The following is a 25,409-nucleotide window of genomic DNA, read 5'->3' as shown; positions in this document are numbered from 1 at the left end:
TGCCTTGTTATAGGCAAACCCTAATCCAGCAGGTCCAGATGCAGGTGCCCAGCCACGGTTTCCGCCGTCACGCCTTTGATTCGTGGCACCCGGCCCAGGCACGGTGCCGGAAGGCGTTCGGCAAGCGTGGCCAGGTTTTCCTCCAGGCGCGACGTCTTGGGATCGACGATATTCGCCACCCAACCGGCCAGTTGCAGGCCGTCCCGGGCGACGGCTTCAGCGGTGAGCAACGCATGACTGATACAGCCCAGCCGTACCCCTACCACCAGGATCACCGGCAGACCCAAGGCCATTGCCAGATCCGAGAGATTGTCCTGATCGGCCAACGGAACACGCCAGCCGCCCGCGCCTTCAATCAAGGTGAAATCGGCTTGCAGGGCCAGTACGTCACGCATCGGCCCCAACAACGACTGCACCGTCAATGCCACGCCGGCTTCCCGGGCCGCCAGATGCGGTGCGATGGCCGGTTCGAACGCCACCGGGTTGACCTGGGCATACGTCAGTGGCACCGAACATTCCGCGAGCAGGGCCAGGGCGTCAGCATTGCGCAGGCCTTTGGGCGTGACCTCGCAACCCGAGGCCACGGGCTTGCCGGCGGCGGTGCTCATCCCGGCCTGTCGTGCTGCGTGTAGCAGGCCGGCCGCAACAGTGGTCTTGCCCACATCGGTGTCGGTGCCGGTGATGAAGTAAGCCTGGCTCATAGGGATTTCTCCAGCACGGCATAGACCACCTGATAGGTCGCGGGCAACCCTTCTGCCCGACGAAATTGCTCATAGGCTTCCATCATCCCCAGGATCCTCGCTCTGCCGGTCAACCCACCCGGGCGGCCGGGATTCAGATTATGGGCGCCAAGGGATTTCAATTCATGGGTCAGGCTGCGTACGTCCGGGTAATACAACACATGGGGACGGTTCTCGAGGCTGACGACCTTCAACCCGCTTTCCATGCACAGCTGTCGATAGGTTTCGAACTCCCGAAAACGGTTGACGTGCACCAGGCCGTCTACCTGGCGCCAGCTGTCGCGCAATTCGTACAACGTACCAATGCAGAGGCTGGTGAAAGCAAAAACCCCGCCCGGCTTCAGTACACGATGCACCTCACTCAACACCGAGGGAAAATCCGCACACCACTGCACCGCAAGGCTGGAGAACACCAGGTCGCAGCTCGACGCTTGCAGAGGCAAGCGCTCCGCGTCACCGGCCACGAAATACGCAGCCCCGCCCTGAGGCCGGGCATGATTGAGCATCCCTTCAGCGATATCCAGCGCAACGCCGCCCGCCATGCCGAAGCGCGCGCCCAGCGCCCGGGTGAAGTGACCGGTACCGCAACCCACGTCCATCCAGCGTCCCGGCATGGACGGGGCAGGTAACTGCGCCAGCAACTGCTGGCCCACGTCGCGCTGTAATTCGGCCACGCTGTCATAGCTGGCCGCCGCCCGGGAAAACGAAGCCGCCACCTGGCGCTTGTCAGGCAAGGCGCCGGGCAATTTGGGAAGGGATAGATCAGTCATCACCGGACTCATGCAAGAAGGCCTGGATCGCCCCCGCGACGCCGTGCGGGTCTTCCAGGAGAAATCCATGACCGGCCTGTTCGATCAGGCCGATCTCGACATCCGGCAACAATGCCAGCAATTCACTCGCGGCCTCGGCCGGCACCAGGGCGTCGAGCCCGGCAAACAGATGCAGTTGCGGACCACGGAAGCGCTGCAAAGCGGCACGAGTATCCAACTGCGCCAGCAATTGCAGACCCGCCATCGACACCTCCGGCGCAGTGTTCGGTGCGCCGGCCAGCAGCAGCCTCGCCAACCCGCGGGGATCGCTGCAACCCTGGGCACACAATAAACTGAAGCGTTTGAGGGTCTGGCGTGGATCGGCGGCACAGCCGGCGAGGAAGCCGTCGAACGTATCACCGGCCATCGCGCTCGGCCATTGTTCATGGGCCACAAACGCTGCGTTGCTCGCCAGGGTCAACAATCCACAGCATCGCTCGCCCCGACGCGCGGCCAACTCCGAGGCCAGCATGCCGCCCAGGGACCAGCCACCCAACCAGGCGTCCTGGGGCACGCAGGCGTCCAGTTCGTCGAGCCATTCTTCGGGATCGCTCGTGGTCAGGGCCGGCAACGGTTCGATTTCCACCCGCAGATGCTCATCGAGCCCGTGCAGCGCAGCGGCCAACGGCTCCAGCGGGGAAACGCCCAGCCCCCAACCGGGCAGCAATATCAATCGATCACGCATGGCTTGCCTCCGGTCCCAGTCGGGCAAAACACTCGGCCAGTGCATTCAACAATAGTTGCACCTGGGTCTCGCTGTGGGCGGCCGTCAGGGTCACGCGCAAACGGGCGCTGCCGGCCGGCACGGTGGGTGGCCGTATTGCAGTGACCATCAGCCCTCGTTCGCGCAGCATGTGCGACAGGCGCATCGCTCGACCGGCGTCACCAATCAGAATCGGCTGGATCGGCGTGAAGCTGTCCATCAGTTGCAGGCCGATCTGCTCCGCGCCATGGCGGAACTGACGGATCAACACCTGCAGATGCTCGCGTCGCCAATGCTCGCTGCGCAGCAGCTCAAGACTTTTGAGCGTGGCGCAGGCCAGGGCCGGCGGTTGACTGGTGGTGTAGATATAGGGGCGGGCAAACTGGATGAGGCTCTCGATCAGTTCTTCACTACCAGCCACAAAAGCCCCAGCGGTGCCAAAGGCCTTGCCCAGTGTGCCGACCAGCACCGGCACGTCTTCCTGGCTGAGACCGAAGTGCTCGACGATACCGCCTCCGTTCGCGCCCAACGGACCGAAACCGTGGGCATCGTCGACCATCAGCCAAGCGCCCCTGGCCTTGGCTTCATGGACCAGGGCCGGCAAATCGGCAACGTCGCCGTCCATGCTGAAGACCCCGTCGGTGACCACCAGGGTATTACCGGTGGCCTTCTCCAGACGGCTGGCCAGACTTTGCGCATCGTTGTGCAGATAACGGCTGAAACGCGCGCCGGACAATAGCCCGGCGTCCAGCAACGACGCATGATTGAGCCGGTCCTCCAGCACCGTATCGCCCTGCCCGACCAGCGCGGTCACAGCACCGAGGTTGGCCATGTAGCCGGTGGTAAACAGCAGCGCCCGCGGACGACCGGTGAGATCGGCAAGGGCTTCCTCCAGGGCGTGATGCGGACCGCTATGGCCGATCATCAAGTGGGAAGCACCGCCACCCACTCCCCAGCGAGCCGCCCCGGCACGCCAGGCTTCGATCACCTGCGGGTGATTGGCCAGGCCCAGGTAGTCGTTGTTGCAGAACGCCAGCAACGGTTGGCCATCCACCACCACCTCCGGCCCCTGTGGGCTTTCGAGCAGCGGACGCTGGCGATAGAGATTTTCGGCACGACGGGCAGCCAGGCGTGCGGCGAGATCGAAGGGCATGCTGGCCTCGGTGACGCTATTTAAAGACTGAAGGTTTTCCCTGTGGGAGCGGGCTTGCTCGCGACTGCGGCGTGTCAGGCGAAACAAGGTTGCCTGACACGCCGCAGTCGCGAGCAAGCCCGCTCCCACATTTAACTCCGCGTCGACTTACACCGCCGCGTTATAGAACTGCTCGCTGCTCTTCTGTTCCACCAGCGCCTGTTCAATCGCGGCCTGGTGCACCTCATCGGCATGTTCTTCACGGGCTTCGGGCTGGATGCCCAGGCGTGCGAACAATTGCATGTCCTTATCGGCCTGCGGGTTGGCGGTAGTCAGCAGTTTGTCACCGTAGAAAATCGAATTGGCGCCGGCCAGGAACGCCAGGGCCTGCATCTGTTCGTTCATCGCCTCGCGACCGGCGGACAGACGGACATGGGACTTGGGCATCAGGATCCGCGCCACGGCGAGCATGCGGATGAAATCGAACGGGTCGACGTCCTCGGCATTTTCCAGCGGCGTGCCGGCGACCTTGACCAGCATGTTGATCGGCACCGACTCCGGATGCTCCGGCAGGTTCGCCAGCTGGATCAGCAGGTTGGCGCGGTCGTCCAGGGACTCGCCCATGCCGAGGATGCCGCCGGAGCAGATCTTCATCCCGGAATCACGCACATAGGCCAGAGTTTGCAGGCGCTCGCTGTAGGTCCGGGTGGTGATGATGCTGCCGTAGAACTCCGGCGAGGTATCGAGGTTATGGTTGTAGTAATCCAGGCCGGCCTGGGCCAGTGCCTCGGTCTGCTCCTGGTCGAGACGCCCCAGGGTCATGCAGGTTTCCAGGCCCATGGCCTTCACGCCTTTGACCATTTCCAACACGTACGGCATGTCCTTGGCCGATGGATGCTTCCATGCCGCGCCCATGCAGAAACGGGTCGAACCGATGGCCTTGGCGCGCGCGGCCTCTTCGAGGACCTTCTGCACTTCCAGCAGTTTTTCCTTGTCCAGCCCGGTGTTGTAGTGGCCGGACTGCGGACAATATTTGCAATCTTCCGGGCAGGCACCGGTCTTGATCGACAGCAGCGTGGAAACCTGGACGCGGTTGGCGTCGAAATGCGCGCGGTGCACGGTCTGCGCCTGGAACAGCAGGTCATTGAACGGCTGGACAAAGAGTGCTTTGACTTCGGCCAAAGACCAGTCATGACGCAGGTTGGCAGTGGTGCTGGCGCTCATGGGTATTTCCTTGATTATGCTTGGCTGGCGACTGGGGGCACGCAATACCCACAGGCGCGACACGGATGTTCGGCATATTTAAGGAAGAGTCATGCGCTGTCAACCACGATACGAAGGGTCAGTTTACATCTGGTTAAAAAACAAACAATCTTGTCTATTGTGTGGTGACGTCACCGACACACAGCAGCCGATCTGCACGCCTTGCGAAAGTGAATTGCCCTGGCTCGGTGATCAATGCGCCATCTGTGCCCTGCCGCTGCCCATGTCCGGGCTGCGTTGTGGGCAATGCGCTGCGCAACCACCGGCCTTCGAACGGGTCCTGGCGCCCTGGGCTTACGATTTCCCGGTGGACAGCCTGATCACCCGCTTCAAGCACCAGGCAAAATGGCCCCTCGGTCGCCTCATGGGTGAACTGTTGGCGCAGTCGCTGCAGCATCAATTCGATGAAGGCCTGGAACGGCCCGACGCGCTGGTCCCGGTGCCGCTGGCGGGTCGACGCCTGCGCCAGCGCGGGTTCAACCAGGCGACCCTGCTGGCGCGTTGGCTCGGTGCTGCGTTGCAGCTTCCCTGCGAAGAACATCTGCTGCTGCGCATCCACGACACCCCGGCGCAACAGGCACTCGACGCCAGGGCTCGGCGTCGGAATCTGCGCCAGGCCTTCGCTCTCGCGCCCGATGCAGCGCTGCGCAACCGCCACCTGGCCCTGGTGGACGATGTGCTCACCACCGGGGCCACGGCCCAGACACTGGCTCAATTGCTGCTCGATGGCGGTGCCGCCCGGGTCGACGTGTATTGCCTGGCGCGCACGCCAAAACCCGGTGAACCGGCTTGACGCGCGGGAGCCGAGGCGCCAACGTCCATTCATTCATCCTGTGCGCAGTTTCCACCATGTCATTACCTACGCTCCTGACCCAGCATATCGTCCGGCGTCCGCAACGCATCGCCCTGTTACAGCACATCGCCGAGCAAGGCTCCATCACCCGTGCCGCCAAGAGCGCAGGCCTGAGCTATAAGGCGGCGTGGGACGCCATCGATGAGTTGAACAACCTGGCGAACCAACCGTTGGTGGAGCGCAGCGTCGGCGGCAAGGGCGGCGGTGGTGCCAGGCTGTCGGAAGCAGGGCAGCGTGTGCTGCGCCTGTACCTGCGCTTGCAAGCCTTGCAGACGCAGTTGCTGGAAGCGAGCGAAGATGCCGGAGACTTCGGCCTGCTGAGTCGCCTGATGCTGCGCACCAGCGCCCGCAATCAACTGCACGGCAAAGTCCTCGGCATCGAAACCCAGGGCCATAACGACCGGGTGCGCCTGGAGTTGGCCCGTGGCCTGGTCATCGATGCGCAGATAACCCACGACAGCACGGTACGCCTGGAGCTGGCTATCGGCACCGAAGTGGTTGCGCTGATCAAGGCCGGCTGGCTGGAACTGTTTCCAAGCGGGCCCTTGGAAACATCGGGGATGAATGTTCTGCAAGGCGTCATCGAGCATATCGCCACGGCCACCGACGGCCCCAGCGAAGTGCGCATCGGCTTGCCCAATGGCCAGACCCTTTGTGCCCTGGCCGACCCATTCCAATTGCAAGCGCGCAACCTGAACACCGGCTCACCAGTGCAAGTGGTGTTTTCAGCAACGAATGTGTTGCTCGGAACCCCGCTATAAGCGCACTGAAACAAAAGCTTCATCGGCCCGCTTTAAGGTGACTGCCAAAACCAGCAGGGAGCCTGAGATGAGCCTATTAGAAGAAAACCAATCCACCGACCTGGAAAAGATCGTCGGCCTGAGCCGCCGTAGCTTTATCGGCGCCGGCGCCCTGTGTGGCGCGGCCATGTTCCTGGGCGGCAACCTGCTGAGCCGCAGCGCCCTGGCCGCCGCCGTCAGCCAAGGTAACAGCAAGTTGCTGGGCTTCGACAGCATCGCTGCCGCCACGGCCGACACCCTCACCCTGCCACCTGGCTACAAATCCTCGGTGCTGATCAGTTGGGGCCAGCCGTTGCAGAAGAACGCCGCCGCGTTCGACCCCAGTGGCAATGGCACCGCACGCGACCAGGAAATGCAATTTGGCGACAACAACGACGGCATGAGCCTGTTCCCGTTCCCTGGCGACGAGAATCGCGCGCTGATGGCGATCAACAATGAATACACCAACTACCGCTACCTCTTCGCCCATGGCGGCCAGCCGCAGTCGGCCGAAGACGTGCACAAGGCCCAGGCCAGTGAAGGCGTGTCGGTGATCGAAGTGAAGCGCCAGGGTGGCCAATGGCAGTTCGTCCAGGGGTCGCGCTACAACCGCAGGATCCATGGCAACACGCCGATTGAACTGAGCGGGCCGGCGGCCGGACATCAACTGCTGAAAACCAGCGCTGACAAGAGCGGCAGGAAAGTCCTCGGCACTTTCCAGAACTGTGCCAACGGCATGACGCCGTGGGGGACTTACCTGACCTGCGAAGAAAACTTCACCGACTGCTTTGGCAGCAGCACTTCCGATCTGCAGTTCGATGAAGCGCAAAAGCGCTACGGTGCCACCGTCACCAGCCGTGAGATCAACTGGCACCTGTTCGATCCGCGCTTCGACCTGGCGAAGAACCCCAACGAACTCAATCGTCACGGCTGGGTGGTGGAAATCGATCCGTTCGACCCCGAGTCGACGCCAGTGAAGCGCACCGCCCTGGGCCGTTTCAAACATGAGAACGCCGCCCTGGCACAAACCAAGGGTGGTCATGCCGTGGTCTACATGGGCGACGACGAGCGTGGCGAATTCATCTACAAGTTCGTCAGCCGCGAGCGCATCGATCACAAGAATCCCAAGGCCAACCGCAACCTGTTGGACCATGGCACCTTATATGTGGCGCGCTTCGACGCCGGCGACGGCAACCCGGACCATCCGAAAGGCAAGGGCCAGTGGATCGAGCTGACCCAGGGCAAGAACGGCCTCGATGCCGGCAGCGGCTTCGCCGACCAGGCCGAAGTGCTGATCCATGCGCGCCTGGCTGCCAGCGCCGTGGGCGCCACACGAATGGACCGTCCGGAATGGATCGTAGTCAGCCCGAAAGACGGTCAGGTCTATTGCACCCTGACCAACAACGCCAAGCGCGGCGAAGACGGCCAACCGGTGGGCGGCCCCAACCCTCGGGCCAAGAACGTCTATGGACAGATCCTGCGCTGGCGCACCGACCGCGATGACCACGCATCCATGACCTTCAGCTGGGACCTGTTTGTGGTGGCCGGCAATCCGACCGTACATGCCGGCACGCCGAAGGCAGGTTCCTCCAACGTCAACCCGCAGAACATGTTCAACAGCCCCGATGGCCTGGGATTCGACCAGGCCGGCCGACTGTGGATCCTCACCGACGGCGATGTCAGCAACACCGGGGACTTCGCCGGCATGGGCAATAACCAGATGCTCTGCGCCGACCCCGACAGCGGCGAAATCCGCCGGTTCATGGTCGGACCGGTGGGTTGCGAAGTCACCGGCATCAGCTTCGCGCCGGACCAGAAGGCTTTGTTCGTCGGCATCCAACATCCGGGTGAGTACGGCGGTTCGACGTTCCCGGAACACCTGCCCAACGGCAAGCCACGCTCGTCGGTAATGGTGATTACCCGTGAGGATGGCGGCATCATCGGCGGCTGATAAGGCCCATCGCGAGCAGGCTCGCTCCCACAAGGATCAGCAACATTGAAAATCCAATGTGGGAGCGAGCCTGCTCGCGATGGCTTCAGCACAGTCACCACCTATCTGCCTCCGTCTGCGCTACCATGCTGAGCCGAACGCGGCAGCCCTGCCGCTGCGCAGGAGTCAGCATGTCCCATCCCTTCGAAACTCTCACGCCCGACCTGGTGCTCGATGCCGTAGAAAGCATGGGCTTGCTCAGCGACGCCCGTGTGCTGGCCCTCAACAGTTATGAAAACCGCGTCTATCAGGTCGGCATCGAAGACGCCGAGCCACTGATCGCCAAGTTCTATCGCCCCCAGCGCTGGACCAACGAGGCGATCCTGGAAGAACACCGCTTCACTTTTGAACTCGCCGATTGCGAGGTACCGGTGGTGGCTCCGTTGGTTCACAACGGCGCCAGCCTGCATGAACACGCGGGGTTTCGCTTCACCCTGTTTCCTCGGCGCGGCGGCCGTGCACCGGAGCCAGGCAATCTCGACCAGTTGTATCGCCTGGGGCAATTGCTCGGACGCCTGCACGCGGTAGGCGCCAGCCGTCCGTTCGAACACCGTGAGGCCCTGGCGGTGAAGAACTTCGGCCATGACTCACTGGCCACCGTGCTGGAAAGCGGTTTCGTCCCCCGCAGCCTGCTTCCGGCCTACGAGTCGGTGGCAAGGGATCTGCTCAAGCGTGTCGAAGACATCTACGCTGCCACGCCCCACCAGAACATTCGCATGCACGGTGACTGCCACCCGGGCAACATGATGTGTCGCGATGAAATCTTCCACATCGTCGACCTGGACGACTGTCGCATGGGACCTGCGGTACAGGACCTGTGGATGATGTTGGCCGGAGACCGCCAGGCATGCCTGGGCCAGTTATCGGAATTGATGGACGGCTACCAGGAGTTCCATGACTTCGACCCACGGGAACTGGCGCTGATCGAACCCCTGCGTGCCCTGCGCCTGATGCATTACAGCGCCTGGCTGGCGCGCCGCTGGGACGACCCGGCGTTTCCCCGCAGCTTCCCGTGGTTCGGCAGCGAACGCTATTGGGGCGACCAGGTATTGGCGTTGCGCGAGCAGCTGGCGGCGCTCAATGAAGAGCCATTGAGGTTGTTCTGATTCGTCGTGGGAGCGGGCTTGCTCGCGAATGCAGCGGGTCAGGCAAAGTAGAGTGACCTGACCCACCGCATTTGCGAGCAAGCCCGCTCCCACAGGGATCTGCATCGCTGTTTACAAAGGTTCACCCCCAACCTGACAAATCTACTTACAATCACTCCTTTGTTAGCTGCCTAAGCAAGGATTCTGCATGCAAGCCGCCAACCCGCGTCGCGGGTATATCCTGGGCCTGAGCGCCTACATCATCTGGGGCTTGTTCCCCATTTACTTCAAAGCCATCGCCAGCGTGCCGGCCGTGGAGATCATCATCCACAGGGCGCTGTGGTCGGCGCTGTTCGGCGCGGCGTTGCTGATGGTCTGGAAACACCCGGGCTGGTGGCGCGAGCTGCGGGACAATCCACGTCGCTTCGCGATCCTGGCCTTGAGTGGCACATTGATCGCGGCCAACTGGCTGATCTACGTCTGGGCGGTGAACAATGGTCGCATGCTCGAAGCCAGCTTGGGTTATTACATCAACCCACTGGTGAATGTGTTGTTGGGGATGCTGATCCTCGGCGAACGGCTACGGCGCATGCAATGGCTGGCGGTGGGGTTGGCGGCGGTTGGCGTAGCGCAGCAGGTCTGGCAGGTCGGCAGTTTGCCGTGGGTGTCCCTGGCGTTGGCGTTGACCTTCGGCTTCTACGGCCTGATTCGCAAGCAAGCCCCGGTCAAGGCCTTGCCAGGGCTGGTGGTGGAAACCTGGATGCTGGTACCGATCGCCATAGCCTGGTTGCTGTTCAATCCGACGGCCACCAGTGCTCAGGCAGCTTTCTGGACGACCTCCGAAGCCTGGTGGCTGGTGGCCGCCGGCCCGGTGACGCTGGTTCCGCTGGTGTGCTTCAACGCCGCCGCCCGGCATCTGCCCTACACCACACTGGGATTTCTTCAGTACATCGCACCGACATTGGTGTTGCTGCTGGCAGTGCTGTTGTTCGGCGAGCATCTGTCGTCCAGCACCTTGGTGGCATTTCTGTTTATCTGGGCCGGGCTTGCGGTATACAGCATCGATGCAGTGATCAGTATGCGCCGACGCAACTGATCAAAAATCGTACACCCCTCTACAGGCCACGCCGGACGTGGCCTGCGTTGATCCGCCCCAAGGTTATCCACAGCGTCATCCCCGCCGTTTGTGCACAAGCCATTGAAAAACTGGCGATTTTTTGATCATCGCTGGGGAAGGCAAGCCGGGCGTGGGCTGGCGCTGAGTCTCTACAGGTTATCCACAGGCAGGTGCAGCTTTTCCTTGGATAACCGGCTCACGCTTCATCGCTCAGTTTGAGCTCCACCATCAATTCGTCAGCCAAGGTTTCCAGACGCTCCTGCAACGTGTCCAACGACAAGGTCAGCGGCACGCCCAGGATCGCTTCGGCATGAAACAGTAATTCGCTGCTCATCGGCGCCGGCCCGACATGGGTCACCAGCCGCTCGACATTGACCCCCTGCTCACTCAACAACCGGGTGATGTCCCGCACGATGCCGGGACGGTCGTTGCCCACCAGCTCCATGGCGATGGGTTTCCAACTGCAGGATTCTTCGATCGTGCTTTCTGCGATGAGCACGCGAATACCGTGGCTCGCCAACCCCTGCAAGGCTTCGATCAGATCCTCATGGGATTCGGCCGGAACGCTGAGACGCAGTATCCCGGCAAACTGCCCCGCCAGATGCGACATGCGGCTTTCCAGCCAGTTACCGCCATGCTCGGCAATGCATTGGGCGATGCGCTCGACCTGCCCGGGTTTGTCCGGGGCGAAAACGGTGATGACGAGATGGTCCATGGCGCAGCCCTCTTGTTGTGAGAAGCAAGAGTATAGGCAAGCCACGCCATCCGCACAGATACGCTCCCAGGCCATCATCCTGTGTACGACTTATAGAATTATCTGGAACAATTCATAGGTTTTTTGAGAACATCAGATACCTCGTCGTGACCGTACTGCTTTAGTCGGTCGCGGAACGACGCAATTAGTCTAATTTTCACAACCGCAACTGTTCATGTAGTATGCCGCAGCAAGCACTACATAATGTTGGACCGATGTCTGCTTAAGGCGCAGTCGCATCCCTGAAAGCCCCGTCAGCAAGGCTTAACGCCCGTGATAGGTCCCACCCAGCCGCCAGCGATGGCATGTACTGGTTCCGGGGTTTGTGGTTTAAATGTCCCGAGGCTTCATTGTCAAAATCGAAGAGCTGAAAAGCGAAATAGCTGAGCAGAGTGAGAGGCAAGCAATGACTGAACACGTTCAAGTCGGTGGCCTTCGGGTCGCCAGAGTCCTGTTCGACTTCGTGAACAACGAAGCCATCCCCGGTACCGGTCTGACCGCCGACCAGTTCTGGGCCGGTGCCGACAAGGTCATTCACGATCTGGCGCCGAAGAACAAAGCCCTACTCGCCAAACGCGATGATTTCCAGGCTCGGATCGATGCCTGGCACCAGTCGAAGGCCGGCCAGGCCTTTGATGCTGTGGCTTACAAAGCCTTCCTGCAAGACATTGGATATCTGCTGCCAGAAGCCGCGGATTTCCAGGCTACGACTCAAAATGTCGATGACGAAATCGCCCGCATGGCCGGCCCGCAGCTGGTAGTGCCGGTGATGAATGCCCGTTTCGCCCTCAACGCCTCGAACGCCCGCTGGGGTTCGTTGTACGACGCGTTGTACGGCACCGACGCCATCAGCGAAGCCAACGGCGCGGAAAAAGGCAAAGGCTACAACAAGGTTCGTGGCGACAAGGTCATTGCCTTCGCCCGCGCCTTCCTCGACGAAGCTGCCCCCTTGGCAGCCGGTTCCCACGTCGACTCCACTGGTTACAAGATCGTCGACGGCAAGCTGGTGGTCGCCCTCAAGGGCGGCAGCAACAGCGGTTTGCGTGACGATGCCCAACTGATCGGCTTCCAGGGCGACGCTTCGGCCCCCACCGCGGTACTGCTGAAGCACAACGGCCTGCACTTCGAAATCCAGATCGATGCCAACACCCCGGTCGGCCAGACGGACGCTGCCGGCGTCAAAGACATTCTGATGGAAGCCGCGCTGACCACCATCATGGACTGCGAAGACTCGGTTGCCGCCGTCGATGCCGATGACAAGGTAGTGATCTACCGTAACTGGCTCGGCCTGATGAAAGGCGATCTGTCGGAACAGGTCGCCAAGGGCGGTCAGACGTTTACCCGCACCATGAACCCCGACCGTGCGTACACCGCCGTCGACGGTTCGAGCCTGACGCTGCATGGTCGCTCGCTGTTGTTCGTGCGCAACGTCGGCCACTTGATGACCATCGACGCGATCCTCGACAAAGACGGTAACGAAGTGCCGGAAGGTATTCTCGATGGCCTGGTGACCAGCCTGGCGGCGATCCACAGCCTCAACGGCAATACCTCGCGCCGTAATAGCCGCACCGGCTCGGTGTACATCGTCAAGCCGAAGATGCATGGCCCCGAAGAGGTCGCGTTTACCAACGAGCTATTCGGCCGTGTCGAAGACGTACTGAACCTGCCACGCAACACCCTCAAGGTCGGGATCATGGACGAGGAGCGCCGTACCACGGTCAACCTCAAGGCCTGCATCAAGGCTGCCAGCGAGCGCGTGGTGTTCATCAACACCGGTTTCCTGGACCGCACCGGTGACGAAATCCATACCTCGATGGAAGCCGGCCCGATGGTGCGCAAGGCCGACATGAAAGCCGAGAAGTGGATTGCCGCCTACGAAAACTGGAACGTCGACATCGGCCTGAGCACTGGCTTGCAAGGTCGCGCGCAGATCGGCAAAGGCATGTGGGCCATGCCTGACCTGATGGCGGCGATGCTCGAACAGAAAATCGCCCACCCGATGGCCGGTGCCAACACCGCCTGGGTTCCATCGCCGACCGCCGCCGCGTTGCACGCGTTGCATTACCACAAGGTCGACGTGTTCGCCCGTCAGGCCGAACTGGCCAAGCGGACTCGCGCCTCGGTGGACGACATCCTGACCATCCCGCTGGCGGTCGACCCGAGCTGGACGCCAGAGCAGATCAAAAACGAGTTGGATAACAATGCCCAGGGCATCCTCGGCTACGTGGTGCGCTGGATCGACCAGGGCGTCGGCTGCTCCAAGGTGCCGGACATCAACGACATCGGCCTCATGGAAGACCGCGCGACGCTGCGCATTTCCAGCCAGCACATCGCTAACTGGCTGCGCCACGGCATCGTCACGCAGGACCAGGTGATGGAAAGCCTCAAGCGCATGGCGCCGGTGGTGGACCGTCAGAACGCCAGCGACCCGCTATACCGTCCGTTGGCACCGGACTTCGACCGCAACATCGCTTTCCAGGCAGCGGTCGAGCTGGTGATCGAAGGCACCCGGCAGCCCAACGGCTACACCGAGCCGGTACTGCACCGTCGTCGCCGTGAGTTCAAGGCGGCCAATGGGTTGTGATTGAGCGGTAGCGATAAATGAGAAGGCCCCGCTCTTGCGATCAGGGCCTTTTTTGTGGTTCTTCACGGAACCGATCGTCCCCACGCTCTGCGTGGGGATGCCGCAACGGACGCTCCGCGTTCGGCTCTTCGGAACGCGGAGCGTCCCAGGCTGCATTCCCACGCGGAGCGTGGGAACGATCACCACAAGGGATCTTAAAGATCCATCCCCAGCTCCCGCTTGACCAACCCCAGCAATTTCTCCGTATCGATGGGTTTGAGCAGAAAGTCCACCACGCTCAGGTGCATCGCCTCGATGGCGTCCTTCACGTCGGCATCGCCAGACACGATGATGATCGGCAGCGCGGCCCGCTCCGACTCGCGGATCAGGCGGATCAGTTCCAGGCCATCGACATTGCCCATACGCAGATCGGTGATCAACAGACCGATCGACGGCCGTGTTTCCAGCATCCTGAGTGCGGTTTCGCCACTGGCGGCGGTCATGCAGTGGATACCGTCCAGCGCCAGGATTTCCGACAGCAGCTCGCGAGCGTCTTTGTCGTCATCGACGATCAAGACTCGCTGCGGCGGCAGATCTGGCTCCAGCATGACGGCACTCAACGCTTCGCGCTCGGCGTCACTCAAAATATCGTGGTCTGACATGATGGTCTCTACATTCCTTGAATCGATCCCCTGGCACAGTGGTCAGACATCGTTCGGCAGCGCTTCAATGTGCACTTCGTCGGATTTTTTTCCAAGAAAATTCAATGAAGATTTTTTCAGGGCTCGTGCCGGACTTTTCTGCAGGTCTGGCCCCGTTGCCGGAACCTAGACTTACGTCCAATGGGCACTCCCTCTTCAGAGGTCGACCATGGGGAACAGATCCGACCACAACAATTCAAAAAAGATTGCGCAATGGTTATGAAAAAAGCGGACGCCTTCATCCAGGCAGGGAAAACCGCGGTGTTGCAGAACATCCAGGGCACGTTGCAGTTCCTCCAGCGCTTCCCCCCGTTCAACCAGATGGAGAATGCTCACCTGGCCTACCTGGTGGAACAATGCCTGCTGCGCTTCTACGCGCCGGGTGAAACCATCATCAAGCCGGCCGATGGTCCGGTGGAGCACTTCTACATCGTCAAGCAGGGCCGGGTGGTAGGAGAGCGTCCGCATTCGGCCAAGGGTGGCACCGAGACCACTTTCGAAATCACCACCGGCGAATGTTTTCCCCTTGCCGCATTGCTGGGGGAGCGGGCCACGCGCACCGAGCACCGGGCTGGCGAAGATACGTTTTGCCTGCAGTTGAACAAGCAGGCCTTCATCAAACTGTTTGCCTTGTCCGGCCCGTTTCGCGATTTCGCCCTGCGCGGGGTCAGCAGCCTGCTCGACCAGGTCAACCAGCAGGTCCAGCAGAAATCCGCGCAAACCCTGGGCACCCAATACTCCCTCAATACGCGGCTGGGTGAACTGGCGATGCGGCATCCGGTGAGTTGCAGCCCTGATACCCCCCTGCGCGAAGCCGTGAAGCTGATGCACGAACAGCAGGTCGGCAGCATCGTGGTAGTGGACAAACACAAGGCGCCGCTGGGGATTTTTACCCTACGCGACCTGCGGCATGTGGTGGCCGACGGCTCCGGGGACTTTTCCCAGGCCATCGCGGCGCACATGACCCAGGCACCGTTTTTTCTCTCGCCGGATCACAGCGCCTTCGACGCGGCGATCGCCATGACGGAGCGCCACATTGCCCATGTCTGCCTGGTCAAGGAACAGCGCCTGTGTGGCGTGGTGTCGGAACGGGACCTGTTTTCCCTGCAACGGGTTGACCTGGTGCACCTGGCCCGGACCATTCGCAGCGCCCCACGGGTGGAAAACCTGGTGGCCCTGCGGGGCGAGATCGGCCAACTGGTGGAGCGCATGCTGGCCCACGGCGCGTCGTCGACCCAGATCACCCACATCATCACCTTGCTCAACGACCACACCGTGAGCCGGGTCATCGAACTGACCCTGGCGGAGAAAGGCGATCCGGGAGTGCCGTTCAGTTGGTTGTGCTTCGGCAGTGAAGGCCGGCGCGAGCAAACCCTGCACACCGATCAGGACAACGGCATCCTGTTCGAGGCCCGGGACGCGGCCCACGCGGCGCAGATCCGCGGCCTGCTGCTGCCCATCGCCCAACAGATCAACCAGAGCCTGGCGCTGTGCGGTTTCACACTGTGCAAGGGCAACATCATGGCCGGCAACCCCGAACTGTGCCTGTCCCGCGCCGAATGGTCCCGACGCTTTGCCGCCTTCATTCGCGAAGCGACGCCAGAAAACCTGCTGGGCTCCAGCATCTATTTCGACCTGCGGGTGGTCTGGGGCGATGAGCAAGGTTGCGAACAGTTGCGTCGACAGATTCTCGATCAGGTGGGCGATAACCGTCTGTTCCAGCGCATGATGGCCGAGAACGCCTTGCGTCATCGCCCACCGGTCGGGCGTTTCAGGGATTTCGTGCTGAGCCGCAAAAACGGTGAGAAGGCCACCCTGGATTTGAAAGTGCAGGGCCTGACGCCCTTCGTCGACGGCGCCCGCCTGCTGGCACTGGCCAATGGCATCGAAGCCAACAACACCCTGGAACGCCTGCGGCAGTTGGTCGCCCGGGAAGCGATCGACCCCCTCGATGGCGCGGCCTATGAGGAGGCCTACCACTTCATCCAGCAGACCCGCATGCAGCAACACCAATTGCAGACCCGCGAGAACTTGCCCTACTCCAACCGTGTCGATCCCGACAGCCTCAATCACCTGGATCGGCGGATCCTGCGTGAATCCCTGCGCCAGGCCCAACGCCTGCAAAGCAGCCTGACGCTGAGGTATCAACTGTGAACCTGTTTTCCTGGTTGCGCCCGGCCGCGCCGATGTTGCCGCAAGCGTCGCAGCGACGCCTGGAAAACCTCTCGCCGCCGTCGCCCTTGGATGAGCGCAGCCTGCGGGAGCAGCGCTGGGTCGTAGTGGATCTGGAAACCACCGGCCTGAATCTGAACAAGGATCAGGTGCTGTCCATCGGCGCGGTGGTGATCGAAGACGGCGCCATCGATTTCAGCCAACAGTTCGAGCGCACCTTGCAATGTGAGAAACAGAAGCTCGGGCCGAGCGTGTTGATCCATGGCCTGGCACCGAGCACAATCGCCGCCGGCAGCGAGCCGGCCGAAGCACTGCTGGCCTTCATGGAGTTCGTCGGCGACAGCCCGCTGCTGGCCTTCCACGCGCCTTTCGACGCCCACATGCTTGGCCGCGCCCTGAAAGACCACCTGGGTTATCGCTTGCAGCACACCTTCCTCGACGTAGCCGACCTGGCGCCGATGCTCTGTCCTCAGGCAGCGCTGCGCAAGGCAGGCCTGGATGACTGGATCACCGCTTTCAAACTGCAAGTGGCCGATCGTCACAACGCCAGCGCCGACGCCCTGGCCACGGCCGAACTGGCGCTGATCCTGTTCAGTCGTGCCCGCCAACAGCAGATCCATAGCCCGCTCGACCTGCAGCAATGTCTGGGTCAGTGGAAGCGCCGGCGGCAGGCGCCTTCGATTTAGGCTCCTCCGCGACGCCCTACCCGGTGGGAGCGAGCCTGCTCGCTCCCACCAAATTGTGCACTGGATCATCCCGACCGGCGCCAATTGCATTCCCGCCCCCGCCTCTGCCACAATCGCGAACAATTCTCGTTACTTAAAACATCGGTGATGCTTCGTGTCGTCAGTCCCTGGCCCCCACAACGATCTGGTTGGTGCGTTGTACCGTGATCATCGCGGTTGGCTGCTGGCATGGTTGCGGCGCAACGTGGCCTGTCCGCAACGGGCCGAGGACTTGAGCCAGGATACCTTCGTGCGCCTGCTGGGCCGTGATGAGCTGACGGCCCCCCGCGAACCCCGGGCATTCCTGGTGGCCATCGCCAAAGGCCTGCTGTTCGACTATTTCCGCCGGGCCGCCCTGGAGCAGGCATACCTTACCGAACTGATGTTGATTCCCGAGGGCGAACAGCCGTCGTTGGAAGAACAGCAATTGATCCTCGAAGACCTCAGGCAGATCGATCGCCTGCTCGGCAAGCTGTCGAGCAAGGCTCGCGCCGCGTTCCTGTACAACCGGCTCGACGGCCTCGGCCACGCCGAGATCGCCAAGCGCCTGGGGGTTTCGGTGCCGCGGGTACGCCAGTATCTGGCCCAGGGCATCCGACAGTGCTACATCGCACTCTACGGGGAGCCGACATGAACCCGCCCTATTCCAAGCCGGTCTCGGTCAGCGTATTGGATGCCGCCATTGCCTGGCAGTTATCACTGGATTCAGGCAGCGACAGCGCCCAGGAGCGGGAAGCGTTCGCCCGCTGGCATGCCGCCGACGAAGAACATGCCCGGGCCTGGCGGCAATTGAGCATGCTCGATCAGCGCTTCGGCGTTGCCAACGGACCGGCGCGAGCCGCGCTATTGCAGTCGCGGGTGAGTATCCGTCGCCGGATCCGCAAGGTCGGCAGCAGCCTGGCCAGTATTGTCGCGGTCATTGGTCTGGCCTTGTTTGCCGGTGAACGTTACCTGCCGCTGGGCTACTGGCTGGCCGACCAACGCACCGCCACCGGCGAACAGCGCATTCTGCGCCTGGCCGACGGCACGCTGATCAACCTCAATACCCACAGCGCCCTCGACGTGCGTTTCGACGACAGGCAACGGCGCATCGTTCTTCAGGAAGGCGAGATCCTGGTGGAGACCGGCCACAACGACCCGCGTCCGTTTATCGTCGAGACCCGCGAAGGCAGCCTGCGCGCCCTGGGCACTCGGTTCCTGGTCAAGCGCGAGGACCACGGCACGCACCTGAGTGTATTGAAATCCGCCGTGGCCGCCCATCCACAGGCCACGGAGCAAGAACAGATCCTGCATGAAGGCCAACAGGTGCTGATGCACCGCGATGGCCTAGGCCCTGCCCTGGCCCTGAGTCCCGGCGCCGATGCCTGGACCCGGGGCATGCTGGTGGTAGACAACGCTCGCCTTGAAGATCTGGTGCAGGAGCTGGGGCGTTACCGTCGTGGTTATCTGGGTGTCGAGCCGAAAGTGGCGGATTTGCGCATTACAGGCAGCTTCCCGCTGCATGACACCGACCTGGCCCTGAGCGCACTGCTGCCGACCTTGCCGGTGCAGATCGAGCATCACACAAGGTGGTGGGTGGTAGTGGGGCCGAGGGGTGAGGCCAAGCCTTGAGATATGAGGTGTCTGACAGATGGCTATCGCGAGCAGGCTCGCTCCCACAGGGGTTGGCGCCGGGCACAACATTGCGGACAACGCGGTCACTGTGGGCAAGCCCTGCTCGCGATGAGGCCATCCGCCTCACTATAAAACTCGGATAAATCACCCTGCCCCCGATCTAAATCTAAATTATTTTCATCCAGCCCTATCACTTTTCAATTTTCATCCGGCATCCAGGCAATTGAGAAATATTTCCATTCAGGAGCCGCGTATGTCCCGCCCGCTAGACACCTTGTTGCGCCCCAGCCTGTTGGCCGTTGCGATCGTCCTTGCCGTCCCGTTGACCAGCGGCCCCCTGCTGGCGGCTGAGCAGGCATCCGGCGTGCGTGCCTACAACCTGCCCGCTGCGTCACTGGCCAGCACCCTGAACCAGATCGCCAGCCAGGCTGGTCTCGCCCTGAGCCTGGACCCGGCGTTGGCCGCAGGCAAAACCTCGGCTCCGGTCCAGGGCCAGTTCGATGCCGCGGGCGCATTGCGCGAAGCCTTGCGCGGCACCGGTTTGCAACTGCTGCAAAGCAGCACCGGCACCTACAGCCTGGTGGCTGTGCCCGAAGGTGTCATGGCCCTGCCGGAAACCAGCGTGATCGGCGCCGGCCTGAGCGAAAGCGCCTGGGGCCCGAGCGAGAGCTATGCGGCCACCCGCACCGCCGCAGGCACCAAGACCGATACGCCGATCGTCGAGTTGCCGCGCTCGGTCTCGGTGGTAACGCGCCAGCAAATGGAAGATCGCTCGGTGCTCAACCTCAATGACGCCCTGCGCTACACAGCCGGCGTGCAGAGCAGCGGTTACGGCTCGGATTCGCGTAATGACTGGCTGCTGGTGCGCGGCTTCGTACCGACCCAATTCCTCGATGGCCTGCCACTGCCCAAGGGCAACTACATCACACCGAAAATCGAGCCTTGGAACCTGGAGCGCATCGCCGTGTTACGTGGCCCGGCATCGTCGGTCTACGGCCAGACGCCACCCGGCGGCATGCTCGACATGGTCAGCCGTCGCCCACAAGCCGAGAGCAGCCACGAAGTCGAGTTGCAGGCCGGCAGCTATGAACACAAGCAGATCAACTTCGACAGCACCGGCAAGGTCGACGACGAAGGCCAGTTTCTCTATCGGCTCAGCGGCACCGTGCGCGACAGCAATGCCCAGGTCGATCACATCCCGGACAAGCGCTACAACATCGCGCCGAGCCTGACCTGGAACATCGACGACGACACTCGCCTGACCTTCCTGTCCCAGTACACCCGTGACGATACCGGGATCACCGGGCAATTCCTGCCCTTGCAAGGCACCAAGCTGTCCTCGCCGGCCGGCAAGATTTCCCACCACAAGAACCTGGGCGATCCGGACTGGGAGTTCTACGACCGCACCTACTACGCGCTGGGTTATGCGTTCGAGCACCGTTTCAACGACACCTGGCAGTTCCGCCAGAACCTGCGCTACACCAAGAGCGACCTGGAGACCCAGGGTATCTCCGCTGGCGGGCAATTCTGGCCGGCGGGTCCTGAGGAAGCGGTGAGCGCCGATGGCACCATCAAGCGCAGTGCCAGTGTCATTGACGAAGACATCAGCCAGTTCGCCGTGGACAACAACTTCCAGGCCGACTTCCAGACCAGCGCCCTCAGCCACACCCTGCTGCTGGGCCTGGATCACCAACGCTCCAATAGCAATTCGCGTTGGGATTGGGGTTCGACCGGCGTGCCGACCAGCAACATCCACAACCCGATCTACGGACAGGATTTCTCCAACGTCCAGTACTTCACCATGTACGACTACAACCAGAAGACCAACCAGACTGGTCTGTACGTCCAGGACCAGATCGCCCTGGACAACTGGCGCCTGACCCTCGGTGGACGTGAAGACTGGATTCACACCGGCACCGTGTTCCACAACCAGAACGATGCGACCAACACCCAGCGCGACAAGAAATTCAGCGGCAACGCAGCATTGAGCTATGTCTTCGACAACGGCGTCACGCCCTACATTTCCTTCGCCCAGTCTTTCCAGGCGGCGGCGGGCTCAACCGTCAACAGCACCGACGCGTTCAAGCCGACCGAAGGCGAACAGTACGAAGCCGGCATCAAGTACCAGCCGCCCGGCACCAAGACCTTGCTCACGGCAGCGGTGTTCGACCTGACACAAAAGAACAACGCCGTCAGTGAAAACAACATCACCCGCCAAGTGGGCGAAGTGCAGGTGCGTGGCCTGGAGCTGGAAGCCTCGGGCGAGGTGACCGACAACCTCAAACTCATCGGCTCCTACACCTACAACGACAGCGAAATCACCAAGGGCACCGCAGCTGAAAAAGGCAAGCGCATGGCCCAGGTACCGCGCAACCAGGCCACCGCGTGGGCCGACTACACCTGGCACAACGGCTCGCTCGACGGCTTCGGTGTCGGCGCCGGTGTGCGCTATGTCGGTGACACCTACGGCAACACCACCAATACCGATTGGGGCCATGTCGGCTCCTACACCGTCTACGACGCCTCGGCCCATTACGATCTGGGTCGCGTGAGCCCTTCCCTCAAAGGCGTATCGGTGGCGGTGGACGCGAAGAACATCTTCAACAAGGACTACCTCTCCACCTGCGACGGCTTCTATTGCTACTACGGTGACCAGCGCAACGTCGTCGCGAGCGTGAATTACAAATGGTAATCAGTTAGCCTTTGGGGGGCGCTTGTGGCGAGAGGATTTATCCCCTCGCCACAATGAACTTGGACCTAGTTGCATGAACCTTCCGCATTCGGATCCTCCATGAAAAGCAAAACCATCCGCCGCTGGTCCTTCATCCACACCTGGAGCAGTCTGATCTGCACGATGTTCCTGCTGATGTTGGCAATTACCGGGCTGCCACTGATTTTCCATCACGAAATCGAGCACTTGTTGGGCGATGCCCCCAAATTCCGGGAAATGCCCGCCGACACTCCACAGCTGGACCTTCAGCAACTGGTGGAGAAAGCCAAGGCCCATCGGCCAGGTGAAGTGGTGCAGTATTTTGGCTGGGACGAAGACGACCCCAACGGCGTCATCACCATCATGGCACCGACGCCGGACACCGAACCCAACGCCTCCCACACCTTCATGCTCGATGCGCGCACTGGCGAGGTCCTGGAAATGCCGTCGGCCAATGGCGGCTTCATGATGGTCATGCTGCGCCTGCATGTGGACATGTTCGCCGGCCTGCCAGGCAAGTTGTTTCTGGCGTTCATGGGCCTGCTGTTCGTGATTGCCCTTATCTCCGGCGTGGTCCTGTACCTGCCGTTCATGCGGCGCTTGAAGTTCGCCACCGTACGCCAGGACAAGTCGACCCGCCTGCGCTGGCTCGACCTGCACAACCTGATTGGCGTGGTCACGCTGGTCTGGGCGCTGACAGTAGGCGTGACCGGTGTGATTGCCGCGTGCGCCGAGCTGATCATTGCCGCCTGGCGCAACGACAGCCTCAGCACCATGATCGACCCCTACCGCAACGCCCCGCCGCTGACTCAGTTGGCGCCGGCCACGCGCCTGCTCGACATCGCCAGAGAAGCTGCTCCAGACATGGAGCCGAGCTTTATCGCGTTCCCCGGCACGCTGTTTTCCAGCCAGCACCACTATGGCGTGTTCATGAAAGGCAACACCCACCTGACCTCCCATCTGCTGACACCGGTATTGATCGACGCCAGCACCCTGGATGTCACCGCCGTGGCCGAGCGGCCCTGGTACATGGACGTCATGAGCCTGTCGCTGCCGCTGCATTTCGGCGACTACGGCGGCAGGCCGATGCAGGTCTTCTGGGCGACCCTGGACGTGTTGACCATCATCGTCCTTGGCAGTGGTGTTTATCTCTGGATAGCGCGGCGTCGAGCGACCCGGCGCACGGCTGTCGACAGGGAGGCGCTTTCGTGAAGCCCCGACAGTCAAGTTTCTGGAAAGTGTTCGGCATACCCACAGCAATCGGCGCTCTTTGCGCAGCCGGGCTGTTCAGCGCATTGCTCGGCGATGGCCCCTGGGATGCCATGAGCTGGCTGGGGCTGGGCATCCCTTCTGTTGTGGCGGTGTGGGGACTGGTCCCGCGCCGCTGAGTTGGCAGAACGCTGCAATCGAAAGCCCCCATTCACCGCCAAGTCATACGACGACACCCCTGCCCTTGGGCGCCCTGAAAGCGCCAAGTCTCTGACATATTTGTTGACAAATTATTCCTTGCACTCCTATAAAGGCCAATGTTGTACGACAACCTACAACAGCGACACCAACTCCAAAAATAATTGATGGTGAAGTGATGAAAATCAAAGGCATCCGCTGGTGGATGGTCGGCCTGGTCACGGCCGGCCTGATGGTCAACTACCTGGCCCGTAATACCCTCTCGGTAGCGGCTCCGACCCTGATGAGCGAGATGAGTATCTCCACCGAGCAGTACTCCCACATCGTCGTCGCCTGGCAAGTCTGCTATGCGCTGATGCAGCCGGTGGCCGGCTACATCATCGATGCGATCGGCACCAAGATGGGCTTCGCCATTTTCGCCTTTGCCTGGTCCATCGCCTGCGCCGCAGCAGCAATGGCCTCGGGCTGGCAAGGCCTGGCATTTTTCCGCGGCCTGCTTGGCCTGACGGAAGCGGCCGGGCTGCCCGCCGCTGTCAAGGCCTCGACCGAATGGTTCCCCGCCAAGGAGCGCTCGGTCGCCATCGGCTGGTTCAACATCGGCTCGTCGATCGGTGCCGTCCTGGCTCCGCCGCTGGTGGTCTGGGCAATTCTGAACAGTGGCTGGGAACTGGCGTTTCTGATCGTCGGCGGCCTGGGCATCGCCTGGACGTTTCTCTGGCTGGTTCTCTATAAGCACCCGCGCGACCAGAAGCGCCTGAGCGACACCGAACGCGATTACATCATCAGCGGCCAGGAAGCCCACTTCCAGGAGCAGAACCCGAAGAAAGGCAGCTGGAAAAAGATCATCGCCAGCCGCAACTTCTACGCCATCGCCAGCGCCCGGATCCTCTCCGAGCCGGCCTGGCAGACCTTCAACGCCTGGATCCCACTGTACCTGATGACCGAGCGACACATGAACATCAAGGAGATCGCGATGTTCGCCTGGCTGCCGTTCCTGGCCGCCGACCTGGGTTGCGTGCTAGGCGGTTACCTGAGTCCGCTCTTCCACAAATACTGCAAGGTGTCGTTGTTCACCTCCCGCAAGATGGTCTTGCTGTTCGGCGCGTCCTGCATGCTTGGCCCGGCCTGCATCGGCCTGGTGGACAGTCCGTACACCGCAATTGCCCTGCTGTGCATTGGCGGCTTTGCCCACCAGACCTTGTCGGGGGCGTTGTATGCCATCACATCCGACTCGTTCGGCAAGAATGAAGTCGCCACCGCCACCGGTATGGGCGGTATGTTCGGTTACCTGGGCGCTGCGGCCTTCACGCTGTTGTTTGGCGTGATGGTGACCCAAATCGGCTACAGCCCGCTGTTCGTGATGCTGGCGATTTTTGACGTGATTGCCGCGTTCATCGTCTGGACCGTCGCCCGGGAACTCAAGCAACAACCGGCAACGCCAGCACCGCTGGAGCCGCATACCCTCCAACCAGCCACCTGATCCAAGACACAGACCGGGTCACTGCGACCCGGTCCCCCTGCCTTGCGCCTGGACGATCGCGTTATGCTGCGCGATATCCTCCCCTGATCGAGACGTTGCCATGTCCGTTCCCAGCATGACGCTGTTCCACAACCCCGCCTCTCCCTTCGTTCGCAAGGTCCTGGTGCTGTTGCACGAAACCGGCCAGCAGGACCGCGTCGCGTTGCAGCTCAGCCAGCTCACGCCCGTCAAGCCGGACCAGAAGCTGATCGATGACAACCCGCTGAGCAAAATCCCGGCCCTGCGCCTGGCCAACGGCAGCGTGATCCACGACAGCCGCGTCATCCTCGATTACCTCGACCACCAGCATGTCGGCAACCCGCTGATCCCCCGTGACGGCGCGACCCGCTGGCGGCGTCTGACCCTGGCCTCCCTGGCCGACGGGATCATGGATGCGGCGGTGATGATCCGCTATGAAACCGCCCTGCGTCCGACGGAAAAGCACTGGGACGAATGGCTCGATGCCCAACGGGACAAGATTCGCCGTGCCCTGGACATGCTCGAAGCCGAGGCGATTGCCGAACTGGCCAGCCATTTTGACGTGGCGTCCATCAGCGTCGCCTGCGCCTTGGGTTACCTGGACCTGCGCCATCCCGACCTGGAGTGGCGCAAGGCCCGTCCGCAGCTGGCGGCATGGTTTGCCGAGGTGAGCTTGCGGCCTTCGATGCTGGAGACGGTACCCAGGGTTTAGGTTTGTATCGATTGTGCCGGCCTCTTCGCGGGCAAGCCCGCGCCCACAGGATCTGAGCCGGGCCTGTGGGAGCGGGCTTGCT

22 protein-coding genes are annotated in these 25,409 nt (G+C 61.9%); 15 read left to right on the top strand and 7 right to left on the bottom strand.

Features of this window, described 5'->3' with window-relative positions; genetic code table 11:
- Positions 1-20 precede the first annotated feature (20 nt).
- The 5 genes from bioD to bioB all read right to left on the bottom strand — a co-directional run bounded on the left by bioD (position 21) and on the right by bioB (position 4,608).
- Positions 21-701 carry a dethiobiotin synthase gene (gene bioD / locus FBX99_RS19745; protein ID WP_144926544.1) on the bottom strand — a complete coding sequence of 227 codons (681 nt, stop codon included), beginning with the start codon at positions 699-701 and terminating at the stop codon, positions 21-23.
- Positions 698-1,510, bottom strand: coding sequence for a malonyl-ACP O-methyltransferase BioC (gene bioC, locus FBX99_RS19740; RefSeq protein ID WP_144926541.1), 813 nt, complete (start codon positions 1,508-1,510; stop codon positions 698-700). The genes bioD and bioC overlap by 4 nt, the downstream gene beginning before the upstream one ends.
- Entirely contained in the window at positions 1,503-2,234 is a 732-nt protein-coding gene (locus tag FBX99_RS19735) for an alpha/beta fold hydrolase (protein ID WP_144926538.1), read from the bottom strand. The genes bioC and FBX99_RS19735 overlap by 8 nt, the downstream gene beginning before the upstream one ends.
- Positions 2,227-3,405, bottom strand: coding sequence for an 8-amino-7-oxononanoate synthase (gene bioF, locus FBX99_RS19730; RefSeq protein ID WP_145132603.1), 1,179 nt, complete (start codon positions 3,403-3,405; stop codon positions 2,227-2,229). Before bioF ends, FBX99_RS19735 begins: the two co-directional genes overlap by 8 nt.
- 147 nt (positions 3,406-3,552) lie before the next feature.
- Positions 3,553-4,608, bottom strand: coding sequence for a biotin synthase BioB (bioB, locus tag FBX99_RS19725; protein ID WP_024779415.1), 1,056 nt, complete (start codon positions 4,606-4,608; stop codon positions 3,553-3,555).
- 91 nt (positions 4,609-4,699) lie between these two features.
- On the opposite strand from bioB, the gene FBX99_RS19720 reads away from it, so the two are divergent.
- The 5 genes from FBX99_RS19720 to rarD all read left to right on the top strand — a co-directional run bounded on the left by FBX99_RS19720 (position 4,700) and on the right by rarD (position 10,450).
- Positions 4,700-5,440, top strand: coding sequence for a ComF family protein (locus FBX99_RS19720; RefSeq protein ID WP_145132601.1), 741 nt, complete (start codon positions 4,700-4,702; stop codon positions 5,438-5,440).
- Between the two features lie 56 nt (positions 5,441-5,496).
- A complete protein-coding gene (locus tag FBX99_RS19715; RefSeq protein ID WP_145132598.1) occupies positions 5,497-6,261 on the top strand; it encodes a TOBE domain-containing protein in 765 nt (254 codons plus the stop codon).
- Positions 6,262-6,328: 67 nt separating this feature from the next.
- Complete coding sequence (locus tag FBX99_RS19710) at positions 6,329-8,230, top strand: PhoX family phosphatase (protein ID WP_145132596.1); 1,902 nt, start codon at positions 6,329-6,331, stop codon at positions 8,228-8,230.
- A gap of 170 nt (positions 8,231-8,400) precedes the next feature.
- The gene (locus FBX99_RS19705; RefSeq protein WP_144926521.1) at positions 8,401-9,375 is read left to right on the top strand and encodes a serine/threonine protein kinase; all 975 of its coding nucleotides are present in this window, start codon (positions 8,401-8,403) and stop codon (positions 9,373-9,375) included.
- 187 nt (positions 9,376-9,562) lie between these two features.
- Positions 9,563-10,450 (top strand): EamA family transporter RarD, encoded by an 888-nt coding sequence (gene rarD, locus FBX99_RS19700; protein WP_145132594.1) that lies wholly within the window; start codon positions 9,563-9,565, stop codon positions 10,448-10,450.
- A 217-nt stretch (positions 10,451-10,667) separates the two neighbouring features.
- On the opposite strand, the gene FBX99_RS19695 is transcribed toward rarD, so the two are convergent.
- Positions 10,668-11,186 (bottom strand): glycine cleavage system protein R, encoded by a 519-nt coding sequence (locus FBX99_RS19695; RefSeq protein WP_145132592.1) that lies wholly within the window; start codon positions 11,184-11,186, stop codon positions 10,668-10,670.
- Between the two features lie 445 nt (positions 11,187-11,631).
- Here FBX99_RS19695 and FBX99_RS19690 point away from each other — a divergent pair, with 445 nt between their 5' ends.
- Positions 11,632-13,809, top strand: coding sequence for a malate synthase G (locus tag FBX99_RS19690; protein ID WP_144926510.1), 2,178 nt, complete (start codon positions 11,632-11,634; stop codon positions 13,807-13,809).
- A gap of 194 nt (positions 13,810-14,003) precedes the next feature.
- Here the strand turns inward: FBX99_RS19690 and FBX99_RS19685 are convergent, their stop codons facing one another.
- The gene (locus FBX99_RS19685; protein WP_047702329.1) at positions 14,004-14,450 is read right to left on the bottom strand and encodes a response regulator; all 447 of its coding nucleotides are present in this window, start codon (positions 14,448-14,450) and stop codon (positions 14,004-14,006) included.
- Positions 14,451-14,702: 252 nt separating this feature from the next.
- Between FBX99_RS19685 and FBX99_RS19680 the strand changes: the two genes are divergently transcribed.
- From FBX99_RS19680 to FBX99_RS19640, 9 genes are all read left to right on the top strand, one after another.
- Positions 14,703-16,643: a putative nucleotidyltransferase substrate binding domain-containing protein gene (locus FBX99_RS19680; protein WP_144926507.1), complete on the top strand. Its 1,941-nt coding sequence runs from the start codon at positions 14,703-14,705 to the stop codon at positions 16,641-16,643.
- Complete coding sequence (locus FBX99_RS19675; RefSeq protein WP_144926504.1) at positions 16,640-17,347, top strand: PolC-type DNA polymerase III; 708 nt, start codon at positions 16,640-16,642, stop codon at positions 17,345-17,347. The genes FBX99_RS19680 and FBX99_RS19675 overlap by 4 nt, the downstream gene beginning before the upstream one ends.
- Positions 17,348-17,501: 154 nt before the next feature.
- Complete coding sequence (locus FBX99_RS19670) at positions 17,502-18,020, top strand: RNA polymerase sigma factor (protein ID WP_144926501.1); 519 nt, start codon at positions 17,502-17,504, stop codon at positions 18,018-18,020.
- On the top strand, positions 18,017-18,997 hold the full coding sequence (locus tag FBX99_RS19665) for a FecR domain-containing protein (RefSeq protein WP_145132590.1): 981 nt from the start codon (positions 18,017-18,019) through the stop codon (positions 18,995-18,997). Before FBX99_RS19670 ends, FBX99_RS19665 begins: the two co-directional genes overlap by 4 nt.
- Before the next feature lie 256 nt (positions 18,998-19,253).
- Positions 19,254-21,692: a TonB-dependent siderophore receptor gene (locus FBX99_RS19660; RefSeq protein WP_145132588.1), complete on the top strand. Its 2,439-nt coding sequence runs from the start codon at positions 19,254-19,256 to the stop codon at positions 21,690-21,692.
- A 99-nt stretch (positions 21,693-21,791) separates the two neighbouring features.
- On the top strand, positions 21,792-22,922 hold the full coding sequence (locus FBX99_RS19655; protein WP_145132586.1) for a PepSY domain-containing protein: 1,131 nt from the start codon (positions 21,792-21,794) through the stop codon (positions 22,920-22,922).
- The gene (locus tag FBX99_RS19650) at positions 22,919-23,098 is read left to right on the top strand and encodes a hypothetical protein (RefSeq protein WP_145132585.1); all 180 of its coding nucleotides are present in this window, start codon (positions 22,919-22,921) and stop codon (positions 23,096-23,098) included. Before FBX99_RS19655 ends, FBX99_RS19650 begins: the two co-directional genes overlap by 4 nt.
- A 197-nt stretch (positions 23,099-23,295) precedes the next feature.
- On the top strand, positions 23,296-24,597 hold the full coding sequence (locus tag FBX99_RS19645; protein WP_144926484.1) for an MFS transporter: 1,302 nt from the start codon (positions 23,296-23,298) through the stop codon (positions 24,595-24,597).
- A gap of 100 nt (positions 24,598-24,697) precedes the next feature.
- A complete protein-coding gene (locus FBX99_RS19640; protein ID WP_145132583.1) occupies positions 24,698-25,327 on the top strand; it encodes a glutathione S-transferase in 630 nt (209 codons plus the stop codon).
- Positions 25,328-25,409 lie beyond the last annotated feature (82 nt).

It is taken from the genome of Pseudomonas sp. SJZ074, from assembly GCF_007828215.1.
Lineage (GTDB): Bacteria > Pseudomonadota > Gammaproteobacteria > Pseudomonadales > Pseudomonadaceae > Aquipseudomonas.
This window is presented reverse-complemented; position numbering and strand designations above follow the sequence as displayed.

What these genes read in the sequence shown, in the direction of transcription:
- FBX99_RS19690 (WP_144926510.1), top strand. Translation starts at nt 11,632, where the DNA reads ATGACTGAACACGTTCAAGTCGGTGGCCTTCGGGTCGCCAGAGTCCTG.
- FBX99_RS19695 (WP_145132592.1), bottom strand. Translation starts at nt 11,186, where the DNA reads ATGGACCATCTCGTCATCACCGTTTTCGCCCCGGACAAACCCGGGCAG.
- bioC (WP_144926541.1), bottom strand. Translation starts at nt 1,510, where the DNA reads ATGACTGATCTATCCCTTCCCAAATTGCCCGGCGCCTTGCCTGACAAG.
- FBX99_RS19720 (WP_145132601.1), top strand. Translation starts at nt 4,700, where the DNA reads ATGCGCTGTCAACCACGATACGAAGGGTCAGTTTACATCTGGTTAAAA.
- FBX99_RS19665 (WP_145132590.1), top strand. Translation starts at nt 18,017, where the DNA reads ATGAACCCGCCCTATTCCAAGCCGGTCTCGGTCAGCGTATTGGATGCC.
- rarD (WP_145132594.1), top strand. Translation starts at nt 9,563, where the DNA reads ATGCAAGCCGCCAACCCGCGTCGCGGGTATATCCTGGGCCTGAGCGCC.
- FBX99_RS19710 (WP_145132596.1), top strand. Translation starts at nt 6,329, where the DNA reads ATGAGCCTATTAGAAGAAAACCAATCCACCGACCTGGAAAAGATCGTC.
- FBX99_RS19680 (WP_144926507.1), top strand. Translation starts at nt 14,703, where the DNA reads ATGGTTATGAAAAAAGCGGACGCCTTCATCCAGGCAGGGAAAACCGCG.
- FBX99_RS19685 (WP_047702329.1), bottom strand. Translation starts at nt 14,450, where the DNA reads ATGTCAGACCACGATATTTTGAGTGACGCCGAGCGCGAAGCGTTGAGT.
- FBX99_RS19640 (WP_145132583.1), top strand. Translation starts at nt 24,698, where the DNA reads ATGTCCGTTCCCAGCATGACGCTGTTCCACAACCCCGCCTCTCCCTTC.
- FBX99_RS19645 (WP_144926484.1), top strand. Translation starts at nt 23,296, where the DNA reads ATGAAAATCAAAGGCATCCGCTGGTGGATGGTCGGCCTGGTCACGGCC.
- bioF (WP_145132603.1), bottom strand. Translation starts at nt 3,405, where the DNA reads ATGCCCTTCGATCTCGCCGCACGCCTGGCTGCCCGTCGTGCCGAAAAT.
- FBX99_RS19660 (WP_145132588.1), top strand. Translation starts at nt 19,254, where the DNA reads ATGTCCCGCCCGCTAGACACCTTGTTGCGCCCCAGCCTGTTGGCCGTT.
- FBX99_RS19715 (WP_145132598.1), top strand. Translation starts at nt 5,497, where the DNA reads ATGTCATTACCTACGCTCCTGACCCAGCATATCGTCCGGCGTCCGCAA.
- FBX99_RS19655 (WP_145132586.1), top strand. Translation starts at nt 21,792, where the DNA reads ATGAAAAGCAAAACCATCCGCCGCTGGTCCTTCATCCACACCTGGAGC.
- bioD (WP_144926544.1), bottom strand. Translation starts at nt 701, where the DNA reads ATGAGCCAGGCTTACTTCATCACCGGCACCGACACCGATGTGGGCAAG.
- bioB (WP_024779415.1), bottom strand. Translation starts at nt 4,608, where the DNA reads ATGAGCGCCAGCACCACTGCCAACCTGCGTCATGACTGGTCTTTGGCC.
- FBX99_RS19735 (WP_144926538.1), bottom strand. Translation starts at nt 2,234, where the DNA reads ATGCGTGATCGATTGATATTGCTGCCCGGTTGGGGGCTGGGCGTTTCC.
- FBX99_RS19705 (WP_144926521.1), top strand. Translation starts at nt 8,401, where the DNA reads ATGTCCCATCCCTTCGAAACTCTCACGCCCGACCTGGTGCTCGATGCC.